17 protein-coding genes are annotated in these 17,733 nt (G+C 64.0%); 14 read left to right on the forward strand and 3 right to left on the reverse strand.

The window, feature by feature from the left end:
- The first annotated feature begins 48 nt into the window (after positions 1-48).
- The 8 genes from A6V37_RS00265 (at position 49) to A6V37_RS00300 (ending at position 8,361) form a co-directional block, all read left to right on the forward strand.
- On the forward strand, positions 49-309 hold the full coding sequence (locus A6V37_RS00265; protein ID WP_064271117.1) for a hypothetical protein: 261 nt from the start codon (positions 49-51) through the stop codon (positions 307-309).
- Between the two features lie 506 nt (positions 310-815).
- Positions 816-1,019, forward strand: a complete 204-nt coding sequence (locus tag A6V37_RS00270; protein WP_064271116.1) for a hypothetical protein — start codon at positions 816-818, stop codon at positions 1,017-1,019.
- Positions 1,020-1,113: 94 nt separating this feature from the next.
- Entirely contained in the window at positions 1,114-2,313 is a 1,200-nt protein-coding gene (locus A6V37_RS00275; RefSeq protein WP_064271115.1) for a serine hydrolase domain-containing protein, read from the forward strand.
- A 128-nt stretch (positions 2,314-2,441) separates the two neighbouring features.
- On the forward strand, positions 2,442-2,732 hold the full coding sequence (locus A6V37_RS00280; protein ID WP_064271295.1) for an H-NS histone family protein: 291 nt from the start codon (positions 2,442-2,444) through the stop codon (positions 2,730-2,732).
- 602 nt (positions 2,733-3,334) lie between these two features.
- On the forward strand, positions 3,335-3,859 hold the full coding sequence (gene fae / locus A6V37_RS00285) for a formaldehyde-activating enzyme (RefSeq protein WP_064285639.1): 525 nt from the start codon (positions 3,335-3,337) through the stop codon (positions 3,857-3,859).
- An 83-nt stretch (positions 3,860-3,942) separates the two neighbouring features.
- Positions 3,943-4,980 (forward strand): aldo/keto reductase, encoded by a 1,038-nt coding sequence (locus A6V37_RS00290; RefSeq protein ID WP_064271113.1) that lies wholly within the window; start codon positions 3,943-3,945, stop codon positions 4,978-4,980.
- Positions 4,977-6,416 carry an NAD-dependent succinate-semialdehyde dehydrogenase gene (locus A6V37_RS00295; RefSeq protein WP_064285641.1) on the forward strand — a complete coding sequence of 480 codons (1,440 nt, stop codon included), beginning with the start codon at positions 4,977-4,979 and terminating at the stop codon, positions 6,414-6,416. The genes A6V37_RS00290 and A6V37_RS00295 overlap by 4 nt, the downstream gene beginning before the upstream one ends.
- 343 nt (positions 6,417-6,759) lie before the next feature.
- Positions 6,760-8,361: a peptide chain release factor 3 gene (locus A6V37_RS00300; RefSeq protein ID WP_064285643.1), complete on the forward strand. Its 1,602-nt coding sequence runs from the start codon at positions 6,760-6,762 to the stop codon at positions 8,359-8,361.
- 92 nt (positions 8,362-8,453) lie between these two features.
- Here the strand turns inward: A6V37_RS00300 and A6V37_RS00305 are convergent, their stop codons facing one another.
- The gene (locus A6V37_RS00305; protein ID WP_064271110.1) at positions 8,454-9,344 is read right to left on the reverse strand and encodes a LysR family transcriptional regulator; all 891 of its coding nucleotides are present in this window, start codon (positions 9,342-9,344) and stop codon (positions 8,454-8,456) included.
- Positions 9,345-9,398: 54 nt separating this feature from the next.
- Here A6V37_RS00305 and A6V37_RS00310 point away from each other — a divergent pair, with 54 nt between their 5' ends.
- Together A6V37_RS00310 and A6V37_RS00315 are read left to right on the forward strand one after the other, a co-directional pair.
- Positions 9,399-9,614, forward strand: coding sequence for a hypothetical protein (locus A6V37_RS00310; protein ID WP_064271109.1), 216 nt, complete (start codon positions 9,399-9,401; stop codon positions 9,612-9,614).
- On the forward strand, positions 9,611-12,016 hold the full coding sequence (locus A6V37_RS00315) for a bifunctional acetate--CoA ligase family protein/GNAT family N-acetyltransferase (protein WP_064285645.1): 2,406 nt from the start codon (positions 9,611-9,613) through the stop codon (positions 12,014-12,016). The genes A6V37_RS00310 and A6V37_RS00315 overlap by 4 nt, the downstream gene beginning before the upstream one ends.
- A 6-nt stretch (positions 12,017-12,022) precedes the next feature.
- Here A6V37_RS00315 and A6V37_RS00320 read toward each other — a convergent pair whose 3' ends face one another.
- The gene (locus tag A6V37_RS00320; protein WP_064271294.1) at positions 12,023-12,568 is read right to left on the reverse strand and encodes a hypothetical protein; all 546 of its coding nucleotides are present in this window, start codon (positions 12,566-12,568) and stop codon (positions 12,023-12,025) included.
- A 125-nt stretch (positions 12,569-12,693) separates the two neighbouring features.
- Positions 12,694-13,482 (reverse strand): IclR family transcriptional regulator, encoded by a 789-nt coding sequence (locus tag A6V37_RS00325; protein WP_064271107.1) that lies wholly within the window; start codon positions 13,480-13,482, stop codon positions 12,694-12,696.
- Positions 13,483-13,840: 358 nt separating this feature from the next.
- Between A6V37_RS00325 and A6V37_RS00330 the strand changes: the two genes are divergently transcribed.
- From A6V37_RS00330 to A6V37_RS00345, 4 genes are read left to right on the forward strand one after another with little or no spacing between them, the layout of a single operon-like run.
- Positions 13,841-14,797 (forward strand): sugar ABC transporter substrate-binding protein, encoded by a 957-nt coding sequence (locus A6V37_RS00330; RefSeq protein ID WP_100249446.1) that lies wholly within the window; start codon positions 13,841-13,843, stop codon positions 14,795-14,797.
- An 8-nt stretch (positions 14,798-14,805) separates the two neighbouring features.
- A complete protein-coding gene (locus A6V37_RS00335; protein WP_423213162.1) occupies positions 14,806-16,326 on the forward strand; it encodes a sugar ABC transporter ATP-binding protein in 1,521 nt (506 codons plus the stop codon).
- On the forward strand, positions 16,316-17,371 hold the full coding sequence (locus A6V37_RS00340) for an ABC transporter permease (RefSeq protein ID WP_064271104.1): 1,056 nt from the start codon (positions 16,316-16,318) through the stop codon (positions 17,369-17,371). Before A6V37_RS00335 ends, A6V37_RS00340 begins: the two co-directional genes overlap by 11 nt.
- 25 nt (positions 17,372-17,396) lie before the next feature.
- On the forward strand, positions 17,397-17,723 hold the full coding sequence (locus A6V37_RS00345; RefSeq protein ID WP_064271103.1) for a UxaA family hydrolase: 327 nt from the start codon (positions 17,397-17,399) through the stop codon (positions 17,721-17,723).
- Positions 17,724-17,733 lie beyond the last annotated feature (10 nt).

The raw sequence follows: 17,733 nt of genomic DNA on the forward strand, positions 1-17,733 counted from the left end.
CGTGGCACAATCGCGGCATCGAAAAACAAGACGTGATCGGGGTTTGAAATGAAACGCAGTCTTTCCTTCTTCGCGCGCGGGGCCTGTGCAACGTTGGCGGTTGGCTTCGCGGCCGCGTTGAGCGGTTGCAGCAGCAGCGCACCCCTGTTTCTTTCGGACGGGCGCGCGACCACGCTGGTTCAATGTCCGGCGGGCTCCGATTCGTGCTCGCAGCAGGCCAACGCGAGTTGCAATGGCGCATTCGACGTCGTGCGCCAGTCCACCGAGAACGGCACGCTCAATCTGATCTACGCCTGCCGCGCGAAATAGCAACGCGCCGGCGCAATGCCGGCGCGGCGACCGTTCCTGGCATGGTTCCCTTATAGCTGGTGCGACAACCGGCGGTGCATATCTCTTTCACAGCGCGGATTTCTCCCGTCTCCGGCCGGCTCATTCGGCTATCACTTCCAGAGCGCCACGATAGACGTATGACTGTCATAAAGATCTGCGTCTAATCGCCGTTTGTCACTACATCTATCATGCGCATTGGATATACGTCCCGCGTTTTTGATTATTTCCCGAGCCGCGCACGATATTAAAAACACCCCCGATTTTTCCCGTTGCGTGGAGTCAGTGCGGCACCTAACGGAACGTGCGTTTTAATGGCGGTACTCTTTTCTCACGGGTTCGAGGCTCAAGCGGCTAGAAGCTTTTGCCGGTTTTGGGTTGATGGGAAAAACCGTCAGGCAGGATTTTCCGCTTCTCGCAAAACCCGGCGACATTACGGCACGCTTCATGCTACTGAAAATAGTTCAACGAGTATTCCGGGGATCGCAATGAATCATCACCAACTCGAAAAAGATATTGAACACCTTGAACACGTAATTTCACATATTTCCGCTGAAGACCGCATCCCGTTGTCATATTGGCGCAGCCGTCTCGATTCGGTTTCCCTCGCGGCACTGGTGCCGGCGCAGGCGAACCGCGTCAAACGGCTCAATGCCGTGCTGCTTGCGCTCGAGGAACGGCTGAAGGCGTAAAACCCCCTCCACGGCGGAAAGCCGTAGTGTCGCCTTCGGTCAGGTAACGTTTTCTGCAAAAATAAGGGAACATAACGTCCATCTCGGGACCACCATGCAACCAGCAGGACTTTGCGCGTCGCGGCTGACGGCGCTCACCCACGCCATGCAAGGCTATGTGGAACGCGGCGAAGTGGCCGGTGTGGTCTCGATGGTGTGGCGGCGCGGCGAGACCGGCTATTTCGAGCCGCTCGGCTGGCGTGACGACGCCGCGCAACTGCCCATGGAGCGCGATACGCTGTTTCGCATCGCGTCCATGACCAAGCCGGTGACCAGCGCCGCGATCCTGATGCTGATTGAAGAGGACAGGCTCGCGCTCGACACGCCGGTTTCGTCCTGGTTGCCGGAACTCGCGGCACCACGCGTGCTGCGCGACCCGGGCGGTCCGCTCGACGACACGCATCCGGCCAACGCGCCGCTCACCGTGCTCGATCTGCTGACGCACCGCGCCGGCTTCGCCTATCACTTCACCGCGACCGGGCCGCTGGCCGAGGCTTACGCGGCCGCCTTCAACGGTCTCGACGCCCGTGCCGATGCCAACGCGTGGCTGGCGCGTGTCGCGCCGTTGCCCCTGATGTTCCAGCCCGGCTCGCGCTGGCATTACGGTATTGCGACCGACATTCTCGGCGTACTGATCGAGCGCGTGAGCGGCATGCCGCTCGGCGAATTTTTCCGGACCCGGATTTTCGAACCGCTGGGCATGCGCGATACCGCGTTCTGGGTGCCTGACGCGCAACTCGCGCGCCTCGCCACGGCGTATGGCATCGACCCGGGCACGCGCCGCCGGGTGGTCGAGGATCACCCGGCGGCGAGCCGCTGGGCCAATCCCGACCGGTTCCAGAGCGGCGGTGGCGGGCTTGTTTCGACGGCGCAGGACTATCTGCAATTCGCGCGGCTGCTGCTCGGGCGCGGACGGGTCGGCACGACGCGTTTGCTGTCGCATCGTTCGGTCGATCTGATGCGCTCGAATTTCCTCACGCGCGACCAGCGCCGCGTGCCGGCTTTCGGGCAGGTCATGTGGGCAGGGCAGGGGTTCGGCCTCGGCGTGTCCGTCGTCGACGATCCGGCGCAGCAGTTGCCGCATGGCTACCGTTCGGTGGGTTCGTTCGGCTGGCCGGGCGCGTATGGCACGAGCTGGTTCGCCGATCCCGTGGAAGATCTGATCGGCCTGATGCTGATTCAGCGGCGCTCCATCGAACCGTTTTCCATGGCGATCGACTTCGAACGCCGCGTGTACGATGCAATCGACGATTGAGTGCGACGGCCGCGCCAACTAAGCCGACGCCCTCGGACCGCTGCGCAGGGGCGGACCTCTCTATCCGGCGCTTTATGCATCTGATAGTGTCCGCACTTCAGTTCGTCAAATCGACCGGAGCGACCGTCATGGCCACGTACAAGCAATTGACTGCCCAACTCGAAAAACTACACAAGGACGTTGCGGCGGCCCGCGAGAAGGAAATTGCGCAGGCGATCGCCGACATCAAGCAGAAAGTGGCCGAATACGACATTACCGCGGAAGAACTGGGTTTCACGAGCAAGCGTGCCGTGAGCCGCAAGACGGCTTCGGTCCCCAAGTATCGCAACCCGAAAACCGGCGAGACCTGGAGTGGCCGCGGCCGATCGCCCGCCTGGCTCGCCGGCAAGAATCGCGAGCGCTTTCTGATCGAGAGCTGATGCGCGTAAGCGCATGGCGCGTTGACTGGCCGCGCGCCGGACTGTCTGAAGTGATGTTGTGCGAGGTTTTTCCCGCACCGTCCCGTGGGTCCTGAAAACGCTCACCTTTCGTCTGAACCTGGAGCGCAAGCTGCGAGTTCGGCTGCGCTGCTCGCGTCGGCCTCGTTGCTTCGGTGAGCCTGGTTTTATCGCACGACGCACCTTGCGACCTGCTCGCCCGACCTGCTTGCCGCGCTCGAACTGATTCTTCCGAAACCCGCGCTCCCCTTTGCTGGCGGCGGTTCCCAGGCTCTGCGAAGGATCGCGGGCGCCCGCGTTCCTGCCATCGCCAGTTGCGTCCGCTATAACCTGTGCTCCACTGAGTACCGCTTCGCGGGTGCGTGAGCGATCTTCGGCGTGCTCACCTTTCGCCGCGCGTCGAGGCGCTCCGGCGCGCCTCCCGAAAACGCTCACCTTTGTGCCCGCCGTCAGACGCGAATGACGGAGCTCCGGACTAACCCGGAGTTGAGTTCCTCTCATACCCTAGATCAAAACTCATCGATACATGGTCGCGGAGGCTGAACGTCACAATCGGTCATCCACTCAACCCCGACGGAAGGACCATGAGCGCATCGACGGACAAACAACTCTTTATTGGCGAAGGATTCGAAGGCCCGGGCGTCAACCTCGCGCACATCAACGTACTGGTCGGCCCGCGCAACGGCCCCGCAGGGCAGGCTTTCGCCACGGCATTGGCGACGCCTTCGGCGGGCCACGCACCGTTCGTCGTGATCGCGCGTCCGGGCGTGCCGACCAAACCGCTGACGCTGTATGTGAACAAGGCGCAGATCGGCAGCGATTTCCACGGCAACGCACCGTGGGGTGCTTCGCAAGCCGGCATCGCGAAGGCGGTGGCCGAGTCGCTGGAGAACGGCACGTTGCCGCCGGAAGCGGAGAACGATTGGGTGGTCGTGTCGGCGAACTGGGTCAATCCGTCCACGGACGACCTCGACGCCGTGTTTGAAAACAACTACCGCGCGTGCAAAAACGCGATTCTGGCGGCGATGAAAGGACTGCCGCATCGCGATGAAGTGTTCGCCGCGGCGCGCGAAGTGTCGAATCCGTTCTATACCCCGAAACAACGTTAATTGCGCGCAGTGCGTGCCGGCGGGCGCCCGCGCGCCGCTGACCGCCCGCTCAGCCTGAAGAGAACAGGAAGGAGACAAGCACTATGGAATATGTCCGCCTTGGCCAATCTGGCCTGAAGGTGTCGCGTCTGTGCCTCGGCACGATGAACATGGGCACGCCGCAATGGAAGCCGTGGATTTTCGACGAAGCGCAAAGCGAGCCGATCGTCCGTCACGCGCTCGAAGCAGGCGTCAATTTCATCGACCTCGCCGATTTCTATTCGACCGGCGTGGGCGAAGAAGTGGTGGGTCGCATTCTGAAGCGGATCGCGCGCCGCGAGGAAATCGTCGTGACGACCAAGGTCGGCTATGACATGGGTGCGTATCAGAACGCCGGCGGCCATTCGCGCAAGCACATCATGGACGGCATCGACGGCTCGCTCACGCGCCTCGGCATGGATTACGTCGACATCTATATGCTGCATTTCTTCGACGTGAACACGCCGGTCGAAGAAACCATGGGTGCGCTCAACGATATCGTGCGCGCCGGCAAGGCCCGCTACATCGGCGTATCGACCATGTACACGTGGCAGTTCGCGAAGATCATGCAGGTCTGCGAGCGCAACGGCTGGCACAAGCCGATCAACATGCAGTTGCAGTTGAACCTGGCCTATCGCGAGGAAGAGCGCGAAATGATTCCGTATTGCCAGGATCAGGGCGTGGGCGTTTCCGTGTTCAGCCCACTCGCACGTGGGTTGCTGACCAGCGATCCGCAATCGACCCGCAATCAGACGGACTTTTTCACCGCGCAAATGTACGGTGACACGGCCTCGCGTGAGATCGCCGCATCGGTGGCGCGCGTGGCCGCGCGGCGTGGTGTGTCGCCGGCGCAAATCGCGCAAGCCTGGGTGCTGAACCACGGCGGCGTGGCGAGCATGCTGGTTGGCGCGGACACGCCGGCGCAGTTCGACAGCGCGCTTGCCGCACTCGGCACGACGCTTTCCGCCGATGAACTGTTCGAGCTCGAACGCAACTACACGCCGTGCGATCTGATCAACGACTACACCGCGGGCAACCGTATTGCGCGCGAACCGCGGCTCGCGCAAGGCGCGTTCGTCGAAACCCTGGAGAATGCGGCATGAACGAATTTCTCCGCACAGGCCACTACATCGGCGGAGAGTGGTGCGCAAGCGCTAGCACGTATGCCGTTCTGAATCCCGCGACGGGTGAGGTGATTGCCAACGTCGCGAAAGGCGGCGCGGCGGAAACGCTGCAAGCCATCGCAGCGGCCGAGCGCACTTTCCCGGCATGGCGTTCGCTGACCGCCAAAGAGCGCGGCGCCCGTGTTCGGCGCTGGGGCGAGCTGATGCTCGAGAACCGCGAGGCGCTCGCCGCACTGATGACGCTCGAGCAGGGCAAGCCGCTTGCCGAAGCTCGCGGCGAAGTCGGCTATGCGGCCAGCTTCCTCGAATGGTTCGCTGAGGAAGCGAAGCGTGCCTACGGCGACGTGATCCCGAGCCCCAATCCGAACGCGAAGATCATCGTGACGCGCGAACCGGTGGGCGTGGTCGCGGCGATCACGCCGTGGAATTTCCCGCTTGCCATGATCACGCGCAAGGCCGGTCCCGCGCTCGCGGCCGGTTGCACGATGGTGCTCAAGCCCTCGGAAGAAACGCCGTTGTCGGCGTTCGCGCTGGCGGTGCTGGCCGAGAAGGCAGGTATCCCGGCCGGCGTATTCAATGTCGTTTCCGGCGATGCGGTCGCGATCGGCGGCGCGCTCACGGAATCGGAGGTGGTGCGCAAGCTGTCGTTCACCGGCTCGACGCGGGTCGGCAAGCTGCTCGCGAAGCAGTCCGCGGATACGCTGAAGAAGCTCTCGCTCGAACTCGGCGGGAATGCGCCCTTTATCGTATTCGACGACGCAGATATCGATGCCGCCGTGCAAGGCGCGATGGCGTCGAAATTCCGCAATACCGGGCAGACGTGTGTGTGCGTGAATCGCTTCTACGTGCAGGACGGCATTTACGATGCGTTCACGTCAGCGCTGACGCAGGCGGTGCGCAAGATGCGTATTGGCAACGGTTTGCAGGGCGAGTTCGAGCAAGGTCCGTTGATCAATCGGGCGGCGCTGAAGAAGGTCGAAACGCACGTTGCCGACGCGTTGCAAAAGGGCGCGAAGATTTTGACTGGCGGCAAACCGCATGCGCTCGGCGGCACCTTTTACGAACCCACTGTTCTGACGGATGCCTCCGCCTCGATGCTGATCGCCGGAGAAGAAACGTTCGGTCCGGTCGCAGCGTGCTTCCGCTTCAAGACCGAAGAGGAGGCGATTGCCGCGGCGAACGACACACCGTTCGGTTTGTCGGCGTATTTCTACACGCGGGATCTGGCCCGCGCATGGCGTGTGGGCGAAGCGCTGGAAAGCGGCATGGTCGGCATCAACGAGGGCATTCTCTCCACGGAAGTCGCGCCGTTCGGTGGCGTCAAGCAATCCGGCCTCGGCCGCGAAGGCTCGAAGTACGGGCTCGATGAATACACCGAACTGAAGTACATGATGATGGGCGGCCTCGGACGCTAAACCGGCCGGATACCGGGCACACAGCGGCGACGAGCGGCAAAACCGGCAAAAACCGACAACAATCGGCGCGTGGCTCGACCACGCGCCGATACTCGCAGGCGGCCCTTTCCACCCTCGGCCGCCCCCAGACGTGTATCATTCGTTCCCTGCGCTGTTCTGCGCTGGCGATTCCCGTATTGTCGAACGCTTGTTCGTGACCTGTTTCCGACGCGGCCGAGTTGCCACTGTGATGCGGGTTCCGGCCCAATTCCCGCAGCTCGACGCCGCCGCGCAAGGCGTGGCACACCGGCCGCCACAAGCCGCCGGGAACCGCCCGAACCCCTATCCGTGACCGCCAGACCCGATGTCAGTCTCCGAACTCAAACGCCGCCGCACCTTCGCGGTCATTTCCCACCCGGACGCGGGTAAGACCACGCTCACGGAAAAGCTGCTGCTGTTCTCGGGCGCGATTCAGATCGCCGGCACCGTGAAGGGCCGCAAGAGCAATCGCTACGCGACGTCCGACTGGATGGAGATCGAAAAGCAGCGCGGCATTTCGGTGGCGAGCTCGGTGATGCAGTTCGAGTACGGCGACGCCGTCATCAACCTGCTCGACACGCCGGGCCACGAAGACTTCTCCGAAGATACCTACCGCGTGCTGACGGCGGTCGACGCCGACGTGATGGTGATCGACGGCGCCAATGGTGTCGAAGCGCAAACGCTGAAGCTGCTCGAAGTCTGCCGCAGCCGCAAAACGCCGATCGTCACCTTCATCAACAAGCTCGACCGTGAAGTGCGCGAGCCGCTCGAACTGCTCGACGAAATCGAACAGCACCTGGGCGTTGCCGCTGTGCCGTTCACCTGGCCGATCGGCATGGGCAAGGAATTCCAAGGCGTCTACGACGTCCAGCGCGACCAGGTGCGCCTGTTCCGCGCAGGGCAAGACAAAGCCGGCGGCGAAGTCGAAACACTGCAGGCTCTCGGCGACGAGGAAGGCGAACGCCGCTTCGGCCATAGCTGGGTCAAGGCGAAGGAAGAAATCGATCTGATCACCGGCGCCACGCCCGATTTCGATCGTGAACAGTTCCTGGCCGGCCAGCAGTCGCCTGTGCTGTTCGGCTCGGCGATCAACAACTTCGGCGTGAAGGAAATTCTCGACGCGCTGGTCGATCTGGCGCCGCCGCCGTCCATGCGCATGACGGTGCAGCGTCCGGTGATGCCGGACGAGCCGAAGTTCACCGGTGTCGTGTTCAAGGTGCAGGCGAACATGGACCTGGCGCACCGCGACCGCGTGGCGTTCATTCGCGTGTGTTCGGGGCGCTTCGAGCGCGGCATGGCCGTCAAGGTGACGCGTTCGAACAAGACCTTCCGCGCCAACAACGTGGTGACGTTCCTGTCGCAGCGTCGTGAAACCGTGAGCGAGGCGTATCCGGGCGACATCATCGGTATCCCGAATCACGGCACGCTGAGTCTCGGCGACACGCTGACCGAAGGAGAACTGTTGCAGTTCGTCGGCCTGCCGTTCTTTGCGCCGGAAATTTTCCAGACCGTGGAAGTGGTCGATCCGATGCGCGCGAAACAACTCGGCGAAGCGCTCAAGCAGCTCGGCGAGGAAGGCGCGATTCAGGTGTTCCGCCCGGAAGTGGGCGGGCTGATGATTCTCGGCGCGGTCGGGCAACTGCAGTTCGAAGTGGTGTCGCATCGTCTGTCGACCGAGTACAAGGTCGATGTGCGGATGGCGCCGGCCCGCTATCGCCTGTCACGCTGGGTGACTTGCGACGATGCAGCCGAATTGCGCCGTTTCACCGATTCGTACGCGGCACGGATCGCCCTCGATGCGTCGGACGCACCGACCTATCTGGCCTCGCACGTGTCCGAGATCGAAGTCGCGCAGAAGGCCTGGCCGAAGATCGTGTTCAACGAGTTGCGCGAGCACTCCGGCGCGCCGTTCAGGAAGTCGATGTAGGCTTCGCGCGCGCTCGCGCGAGGAACCGCAAGGTAAAGTAAAAAGGCCCCGTTTGCGACAAACGGGGCCTTTTCGTTTCAGAAGCGCCTCGGCTATTGATCAGCCTGCTCCGGGCAAGCCAGCTTCAACACCTCTTCCCGCAACCACCCGGCGAGCGCCTGCACATGTTCGAGCCCCACATGACGCTCTGGGATATCCAGCCAATAGCCGAACGGCCCGTTCACTTCGACGTCGGAAAACAGCGCGAGACGGCCGTCCGCCAATTCCTCGATGATCATGTTCCGGTCGACGACCGCCAGCCCCGCGCCCTTAACCGCCGCGCGAATGGCCTGTTCGAGCGTCGAGAACTCGATTCCATTGTCCGCGTAACGCGCGGGCAAGCCTGCCTTCGCCAGCCAGTTCGGCCACAGTTCAAGGCGCGCGTCGTTGTACAGCACGTGCAACGCCGGCATCCGCTCGAGCAGCGCGTCGAGCGGTTGTTCGAGCAGGCGCGGCACGCCGACGAGCACGTGGCGCTCCATCAGCAGCAATTCGGAATGCGCGTCGGGCAAGGCCTCGCGGCCAAAGCGGATCTGGCAATGGCAGTCGGCGTTCGCGTCGGTCCGAACGGATAGCTCGACGTCGGGCAACTCCACGGCGAGCGAACCGAGCCGCGGCGAAAACCATTGCGTCGCAAAAGTGGGCGGCATCGCGAGCACGAGGCGCCGCCGGCCGTTGGCCGCCGTAATCTGGCGGAAGCCGCGCTCGATCGTGTCGAAGGCCTCGGACAGGCAAGGCAGCAGTTGCAGACCCGCCGGCGTCAGGCGGATGCCTTTGTGATCGCGCTCGAACAGTTTTGCGCCGAGCGATTCTTCGAGCAGTTTGATCTGCCGGCTCACGGCGCCTTGGGTCACGCACAGCGCAATGGCCGCGCGGTTGAAGCTCATGTGACGGGCTGTCTCTTCGAAAAAGCGCAACGCGATCAGCGATGGCAATCGCCGCATAAATCACCTTCAGTTTCTTTTGGTCATCCGGGGGCCGACCGCTAGCGCAGCGACATGACGATTGTCGCATTTACGCTCGTCTTTTTTCTTGATCTCGATAACAAATATCCGCGCCGCGCGCTTTTCGCTTTTGGTGGCGAGCACAATCGGGGGCATTTCATGCCATCACGATGGCACGCCGCGCAAATGCCCGACTTCGCCTATGCTGACGAAGACGCGCGCCTTGCGGCCAGGCCGGCGCGCCTTTCCCCGTCTTCGGAGCGCCCGTGACCGTTCGCAATCTCGACGCCTTGTTCCGTCCCAAATCTGTCGCCGTGATCGGCGCCTCCGAGCGGCCCGGCAGCACCGGCGCGATGGTGTGGGCGCGCGTGCTGGAAGGGGGCTTCGACGGCCCGCTCTGGCCGGTCAACCCGAAGTACGACACGCTCGGCGGCCACGCGGTGATCGGCGACCCCGGCGACTTGCCGCAAGCGCCCACCGTCGCGGTGATCTGCACCCCGCCGTCTACGTGGCCGGGGATCATCCACAAGCTTGGCGGGCTGGGCACGCGCGCGGCGATTATCGTCGGCGAGGTGCGTAGCGACGACGACCGGCTCGCGCTGCGGCACGCCCTGTCGGCGGCCCGGCCGAATCTGCTGCGCATCGTCGGGCCGGGCAGTCTCGGCGTGGTGTCGCCGGCGCTGTGCGCGCATCTTGGCGCGCCGTCGTGCACGGTCAAGGCGGGCGGCGTGGCGTGGGTGTCGCAGTCCAACGCGCTGACCAATGCCGTGCTCGGCTGGGCGCACGCCCGCGGGCTCGGTTTTTCGCACGCGGTGGCACTCGGCGGCGAGGCGGACGTGGACGCGGGCGACGTGCTCGACTATCTGGCGAGCGACCCCGGCACACGCGCCATCCTGCTCGAACTGGATAGCGTGCGGGCGGCGCGCAAGTTCATGTCGGCGGCGCGCGCGGCGGCGCGCAACAAGCCGGTGCTGGCGCTGCGCTCCGGCCGCTCCGATCCCGCCGACGCGCTTTATACAGCCGCGTTCCGGCGAGCGGGCATGGTGCGCGTCGATTCGCTCGACGATCTGCTCGACGAAATCGAAACGCTCGGCGTGGGCCGCGTGGCGGCAGGCGCGACAGCGACCCTGATTACCAGCGACCGCGGTCTTGCCACGCTCGCCTGCGACGCCTTCGCCGCAGCCGGCGGCATGCTCGCGCCATGGCCGAAGGAGGCCTGCGACGCCCTGCGCCAGGCGCTGCCGCACGCCGTCGGCGGCAACCCGCTGCAACTCGGCGACGACGCCCGGCCCGAGCATTTCGGCACCGCGCTTCAGTTGCTGGCGAACCATCGCAGCTCCGGCACGGCCTTCGTGGTCCACGCATCGACACACGGAGCGCCGGTCGGCGAGGTCGCGCAGGCACTGATCGCGAACCAGCGTTTCGCGTATCGCGGTTTGCTCGCGTGCTTCTTCGGCGGGGTGGATGCCGCCACGCGCGATGCGCTGCACGCCCAGGGCATTCCGGTTCATACGACCCCGCAGCGCCTCGCACGCGCCTTCGCGCGGCTGGTCGATTACCGGATGGGGCGCGAGTTGCTGATGCAGACGCCGGAAGGCTTGCCGGAGCGCGTCCCGGAAGCGATCGACGCCGCTCAGGCGCAGGCCCGCGCGGCGCTCGCCGCAGGTGAGCACCAACTAACCGGCGAAGTGGCGACGCGGTTTCTCGCGCGTTTCGGGCTGGCGGTAGAAGCGCAAACGGTCAATCCGGGGGAGGCCAAGGCGCCCTGCGCGGATGACGTTACCAAGCCGGTCGTCGACATCAAGGTCGAGCTTCACGACGACGACAACTTCGGCCCGGTTTTCAGTTTCACGGCGCCACCGGTGGATGGCGTGTCCGAGCCGCTGCGCGTCTACGGCCTGCCGCCGCTGAATCCGATGTTGGCGCGGGATCTCGTCACGCGCTCGCGTTATGCGCGGCTCGCTGATCCGGAGCCGGCTCTCACCGCGCTGACGGCGCTCTCGCAAGCTGTCTGCGACGTCAAGGAGCTCGTCGGTCTCGCGCTGACGCTGAGGGTGTACCGCGATCACGTGATGTTGGTCGAGCCCACGTTGAGCCTGGCGGCCACGCGCAGCCGCTTCGCGATCGTGCCCTATCCGCGCCGCTTCGAAGAGACGCTGGAGTGGCAAGGCGTGCAGGTGACCGTGCGGCCGATTCGTCCGGAAGACGAGGCCGCGCATCATGACTTCGTCGAAGCCATGACGCCGGAAGATTTACGTCTGCGGTTTTTTGGCGCGGTGGGCAACTTCGACCATTCGGAACTCGCGCGCATGACGCAGATCGACTACGACCGCGAAATGGCGCTGATCGTCACCGTGCAAAGCGAAGAGGGTTTGACGAGGACGCTGGGTGTGGTGCGGGCGGTGGCCGACCCCGGCAACGAAACGGCCGAGTTCGCGGTGGCGGTGCGCTCGGACCAGAAAGGCCGGCGCCTCGGCCAGTTGCTGATGGACCGGATTATCAAATACGCGCGGGCGCGCGGCATTCATTGGCTGGTGGGCGAGGCGCTGCGCGAGAACGGTCCGATGATCGCGCTCGCGAAGGCGAGCGGTTTTACGATGGTACGGACCGAGGATCCCGGCATAGTCGGCTTCCGTATGGCGCTGGATGAACCGGCGGCAACGGGCGCCTAAGCGGCCTCAGGCCGCCAGCTTGGCGATGGCTTCGTCGACTTGCGCGCGCGTCACGGCCAGTTCTTCGAGCCACGCATCCCCATACACCGCGCCGGTTTCTCGCTCCAGCCGCGCGATGGTCGCCGCGCAACGGATTGCATCCTTCGGCGTGGCGATGAACGACTTCACCGACTCACCTGCCTTGAACGCGTCGAACAGCGGCACGCGAATGTCGTCCGGCAGCGCGCGCGCCGTCCACTGGTAGGGCTTGCCGTTGTACGTGAACGACGGCGGCAGCACGCGTTCTTTCTTGGCTGCCGGAATCAGGCCGTACGTGCGTGCAGCCTCGCCGATCTGCTCCGGCGAAAACAGCTCGTCCGGGCTGATGTCGAATTGCTGGATGAAGTTTTCGATGCTTTGCATCGCCGCCGCGCGGTCGTCGCGGCGCTTTTGCGCATGAGCAACGATGTCGCGCAATTCGTCGGCTTCCTCGGACGTGATCGTGAAGCTCGACTGCTTCTGCTGGAGTTCGGAAAAACGCTGGAATTCGGAATCGGTCAGAAGTTTCGCCATTGCTTGTCGATGGGCGCGCATGAGCGAACCCATGCGGCGTGATTTTTGAGAGGGTCGCCATTCTAAACCATGTGCGCGAGCGGCCGATTTTCATCGGGCCGCCGCTCTCGCTGTGCCGTGCCGCGCTAGGCGGCGTGCTCGTGAACCATCGACAGCGCCTGCACCGTGTCGCGCAATAGGACAGTGGCCGCTTCCAGCGTCGGCGCGACGTATTCGTCGATACGCCGCAAGTACGGACAGGTGAGCGCCGCAATGGCCTGGCCGGACGGCCCCTGGATTGGGAAGGTCACGTCGGTCACGCCGAATGTCTGCTGACTGTCCTTCTGCGAGAAACCGGCCGAGCGAATCCGCTCGCAGGCTTCTTCGAGCGCGCCGCGATCGATGGTGACCTCGCCTTTCACCTTGGTGTGTTCGGCCAGCATCTGTTCGCGCTGCTCCATGCTTTGAAACGCGAGCATCACGCGCCCCGAACCCGTGTCGATCAGGCCGACCCGCGAGCCGAGCCGCACCGACATGCCCCATGTACCTGGACCATCCACCTGGGCGATCACCAGCAGATTGCCGCGGTCGTATACCGCGAGATGACACGATTGTTCAGCAGCATCCGCAAAGCGCTGCATGAGCGGTAGCGCTTCGGAGATCAGACGGTTCATCGGCGGATGACGATGAGCGAGCGCGTACAGCTTGAGGCTCAGCGAGTAACGGTCTCCCCCCGTCGAGCGCACCACGTACTGCCGCGCGACCAGCCGTTCAAGCATGCGATACATCTCGCTCGCATTGCGTCCCAGCAGCTTGGTGATTTCGGCGCGCGTCAGCCCTTCCTTTTGCTCGGCAAGCAGCTCGAGGATGTCGAGGCCTTTATCCAGCGCGGGGGCGCGGTAGCGGTCTGCGTCGTCTTTGTCTTCTGCGTCCATGGTGAGCGAGGTCTCGTGCGTTTTTCTCATTATCTGGCGCGTCAGTGTAAGTGCGTGGCAAATCTCGTGTATCACGATGCCCGTCCAGGGAAAACACGGACGTTTGATGCAGCGCACATTCCTTGACTTCATAAAGTTCGTATATGAATAATACGTTCATTGGTGAATGAGCGCACGCCAATACTCGATAAGAAAGCGCAGAACGAAGCGCCGGCATCCCGATGCCGGATCACGCAGTTCCCACAACGCAGATCTGGAGACAACCATGTCGTTCGCGAAAGGGCCGCATGCGGCTCGCCGTTTGTTCCGCAGTTCGCTATCCACCGTGGCGGTTGCCGCGTGTCTCGCTGGCCTCGGCATGGGCGGCGCGGCACAAGCCGCCGACACCGGCAAGATCGGCCTCGGCCTGCCGCTGCTCACGTCGCCGTTCTGGCAGTCGTACAACAACTACCTGCCTAAGTACGCGAAGGAGATGGGGCTCGACATTCTTGCGCCGGTCAATTCGAACGGTGACCCCGCGCAGCAGATCACGGACATGAACAACCTGCTGAACCTCGGTTCGAAGGGCATCGTGGTTGGTCCGCTGGACTCGGCGGCGATCAGCCGCGCGCTCGACGCCGCGGCGGCGAAGAACGTGCCCGTGGTAGCCGTGGATGTCGCGCCGACGCAAGGCAAAGTCGCGATGGTGGTGCGCGCCGACAATCGCGCGTATGGCGAGAAGGCGTGCAAGTACATCGGCGAACACGTGAAGTCGGGCAAAGTCGTGCAGATCATGGGCGATCTGGCCTCGGTCAACGGGCGCGACCGGTCGGAAGCATTCCGCGCGTGTCTGAAGGGTTATCCGGGCTTGTCGCTGCTGGAAATTCCGGCGAGCTGGAAAGGTGACGTGGCGGCCACCGCGCTCGACAGTCTGCTGACGGCGAATCCGGACGTAAAAGCGATTTACATGCAGGCCGGTGGCGTTTATCTGTCGCCGACGCTGCAAACCTTGCGGCGCAAGCAGATGTTGTTTCCCGCTGGCGATGCGAAGCACGTCGTGATCGTCAGCAATGACGGCATTCCTCAGGAGTTCGATGCGATCCGCCGCGGCGACATCGACGCGACCATATCGCAGCCCGCCGATTCGTACGCGAAGTACGGCCTGTTCTATATCAAGGCCGCGCTGGCAGGGCAGACCTTCAAGCCGGGCCCGACGGATCATGGCAGCAACATCATCCAGCTCGCGCCGGGCGTGCTCGAAGACCAGTTGCCCGCACCGCTCGTGACGAAGTCGAACGTCGACGACAAAGCCTTGTGGGGCAACACGATCAAATGAGCGGTCAAATGAGCGCACTCACGCCCTCCGCGCCGGTGGTCGAAGCGTTTGAGGTAACCAAACGCTATGGCTCGACGGCCGCGCTGAACGACGTGAGCATCCGCGTGATGCCCGGCGAGTCGCATGCGCTCGTCGGGCGCAACGGCGCGGGAAAATCGACGCTGGTGTCGATCCTCACTGGCCTGCGCAAGCCCGACACGGGCGAGGTGCGTTTCAACGGCACGGCCGCGCCGCCGATCGCGGATCGCGACGCGTGGCGCGAGCGCGTGGCCTGCGTCTATCAGCATTCAACGATCATCCGCGATCTGAGCGTGGCGGAGAATCTGTTCATCAACCGGCAGCCGCTGCGCGGTGGCGTGATCGATTGGCAAACCATGCGGCGCGACGCGCGCAGTCTGCTCGATCACTGGAAGATCGACGTGCGCGAAGACGCCCGCGCCGGCGATCTGACGGTGGAAGCGCGGCAGCTGGTGGAAATTGCGCGTGCGCTGTCGTACGGCGCGCGTTTCATCATTCTCGACGAACCGACCGCGCAACTCGACGGCGACGAGATCAAGCGGCTGTTCCGGCGCATCGGCGAGTTGCAGCGCGAAGGCGTGACCTTTCTCTTCATCTCGCATCATCTTCAGGAGGTCTACGAGATTTGTCAGGCCGTGACGGTGTTGCGCGATGCGCGGCATATCGTCAGCGCACCGGTCTCCGCCTTGCCGCGCGAGCGCCTGATCGAAGCGATGACGGGCGAGCGCGGCGGCCTCTCCGTCGCCGATGCGGCAGCGCGCGATGCATTGCCCGCCGGCACGGCGGTGGCACTGGAAATCAAGGAGCTGGCGGGTGCCGACTACGAAGGCGTGTCGTTCACCGTGAAGCGCGGCGAAGTCGTCGGATTGACGGGCGCAACCAGCAGCGGCCGCACCAGCGTGGCCGAGGCGATTGCCGGCTTGCGTGCCGCCAAACGCGGCACGGTCAGCGTGGATGGCGTCGTGCTTCCGCCCGGCGACGTGCCGGCCGCGCTCGCGCACGGCATCGGTTGCGTGCCGAAAGACCGGCATCACGAAGGGCTGGTGCTCACGCAATCGGTCGCGGAAAACGCCTCGATGACGATCGCGCGTCTGCTCGGCAAGTTTGGCATCGCAGCGCCCGCGAAGAAAAACGCCTTCGGCCAGAAGATGATCGACGCGCTCGGCATCGTCGCGCAAGGTCCCGAGCATGTCGTGTCCGGGCTCTCCGGCGGAAATCAGCAGAAGGTGGTGATGGCGCGTGCGCTCGCCACCAACCCCAATGTGCTCGTGCTGATCGACCCCACCGCGGGCGTCGACGTGAAATCGAAGGAAGCGTTGCTCTCCGTCGTGGATCGTGTGCGTGAAGAGGGCAAGGCCGTGCTGGTCGTGTCCGGCGAACTCGACGATCTGCGCACCTGTGACCGCGTGCTGGTCATGTTCCGTGGCCGTGTTGCGGCCGAATTTCCCGCGGGTTGGCAGGACCACGACCTGATCGCATCCGTTGAAGGAGTCAGTCTCCATGAAGAATAGTGCGCCTAGCCCTGCATTCGGCAGCACGCAAGGGCAAGCTCAGCCGCAATCGGCCGCACAGGCGTCACGCGGCAAACGCGCGCGCTTCGAACTCGCGCGCTTGCGCGAACTGGCGCTACTGCCCGCGCTCGCGTTGCTGATCGTGATTGGCGCGTTCGTCAGCCCAAGCTTTCTGACGCGCGCGAATCTCATCAGCGTGCTGGGCGCGTCGGCCGCGCTAGCGCTGGTCGTGCTCGCCGAGTCGCTGATCGTGCTGACCGGCAAGTTCGATTTGTCGCTCGAGTCGACGGTTGGCATTGCGCCCGCCGTGGGCGCGATGCTGGTGATGCCCGCGGCGTCGGCGGGCTTCGGCACGCAATGGCCGGCGGTGGCCGGCTTGCTCGTCATCGTGGTGGTCGGCGCGGCGATCGGTCTCGTCAACGGCTTTCTGGTGGTGCGCTTGCGGCTGAATGCGTTCATTGTCACGCTCGCCATGCTGATCGTGTTGCGTGGCATGCTGGTCGGCGCGACCCAGGGCGGCACGCTGTTCGATATGCCGCCGTCGTTCTTTTCGCTCGCCACCACGATCGTGTTCGGCTTGCCCCTGTCGGTGTGGCTCGCGGCGGCGGCGTTCGCGGTCGCGGCCTTCATGTTGCGCTATCACCGATTGGGCCGCGCACTGTACGCGATCGGCGGCAATCCTGAAGCGGCGCGCGCAGCGGGCATTCGCGTGGAACGCATTACGTGGGGCGTATTCGTGCTCGGCAGTGTGCTCGCCTCGTTGGGCGGCTTGATCGTGACCGGCTATGTCGGCGCGATCAACGCCAATCAGGGCAACGGCATGATCTTTACCGTGTTCGCGGCGGCGGTGATTGGCGGCATTTCGCTCGACGGCGGCAAAGGCACCATGTTCGGCGCGCTCACCGGCGTGCTGCTGCTGGGCGTCGTGCAGAACCTGCTGACGCTTGCTCAGGTGCCGTCGTTCTGGATTCAGGCGATCTACGGCGCGATCATTCTGGGCTCGTTGATGGTGGCGCGCCTCGCTAGCGGCGAAGGCCAGAACTGATGCGTACGAACTCAGGAGACCTCGCTTGACCAGCCGCTCAAATCAAACCGACCCACGTCTGATCCTGCTCAGCCCCGCCGACAATTGCCTGATCGCGGCGGCGCGTCTTGAGGCGGGCACGCTGATCGAGATCGAAGGCGAGCGCGTGACGCTGACCAAAACCATCGAACTCGGTCACAAGGTGGCGCGCCATGAACTTGCGAAAGACGACAAGGTGTTGCGCTACGGCGCGGTGATCGGTCATGTGACGGAAGCGGCGGCGCGCGGCGCGCATCTGCATACGCACAACCTCGCAAGCGATTATCTGCCGACGTATACGCATGACGCGGGTCACGAGTTTGTCCATCACTAACGCGAGCACT

The sequence above is a fragment of the Paraburkholderia ginsengiterrae genome (assembly GCF_001645125.1).
Taxonomy (GTDB): Bacteria; Pseudomonadota; Gammaproteobacteria; order Burkholderiales; family Burkholderiaceae; genus Paraburkholderia; species Paraburkholderia ginsengiterrae.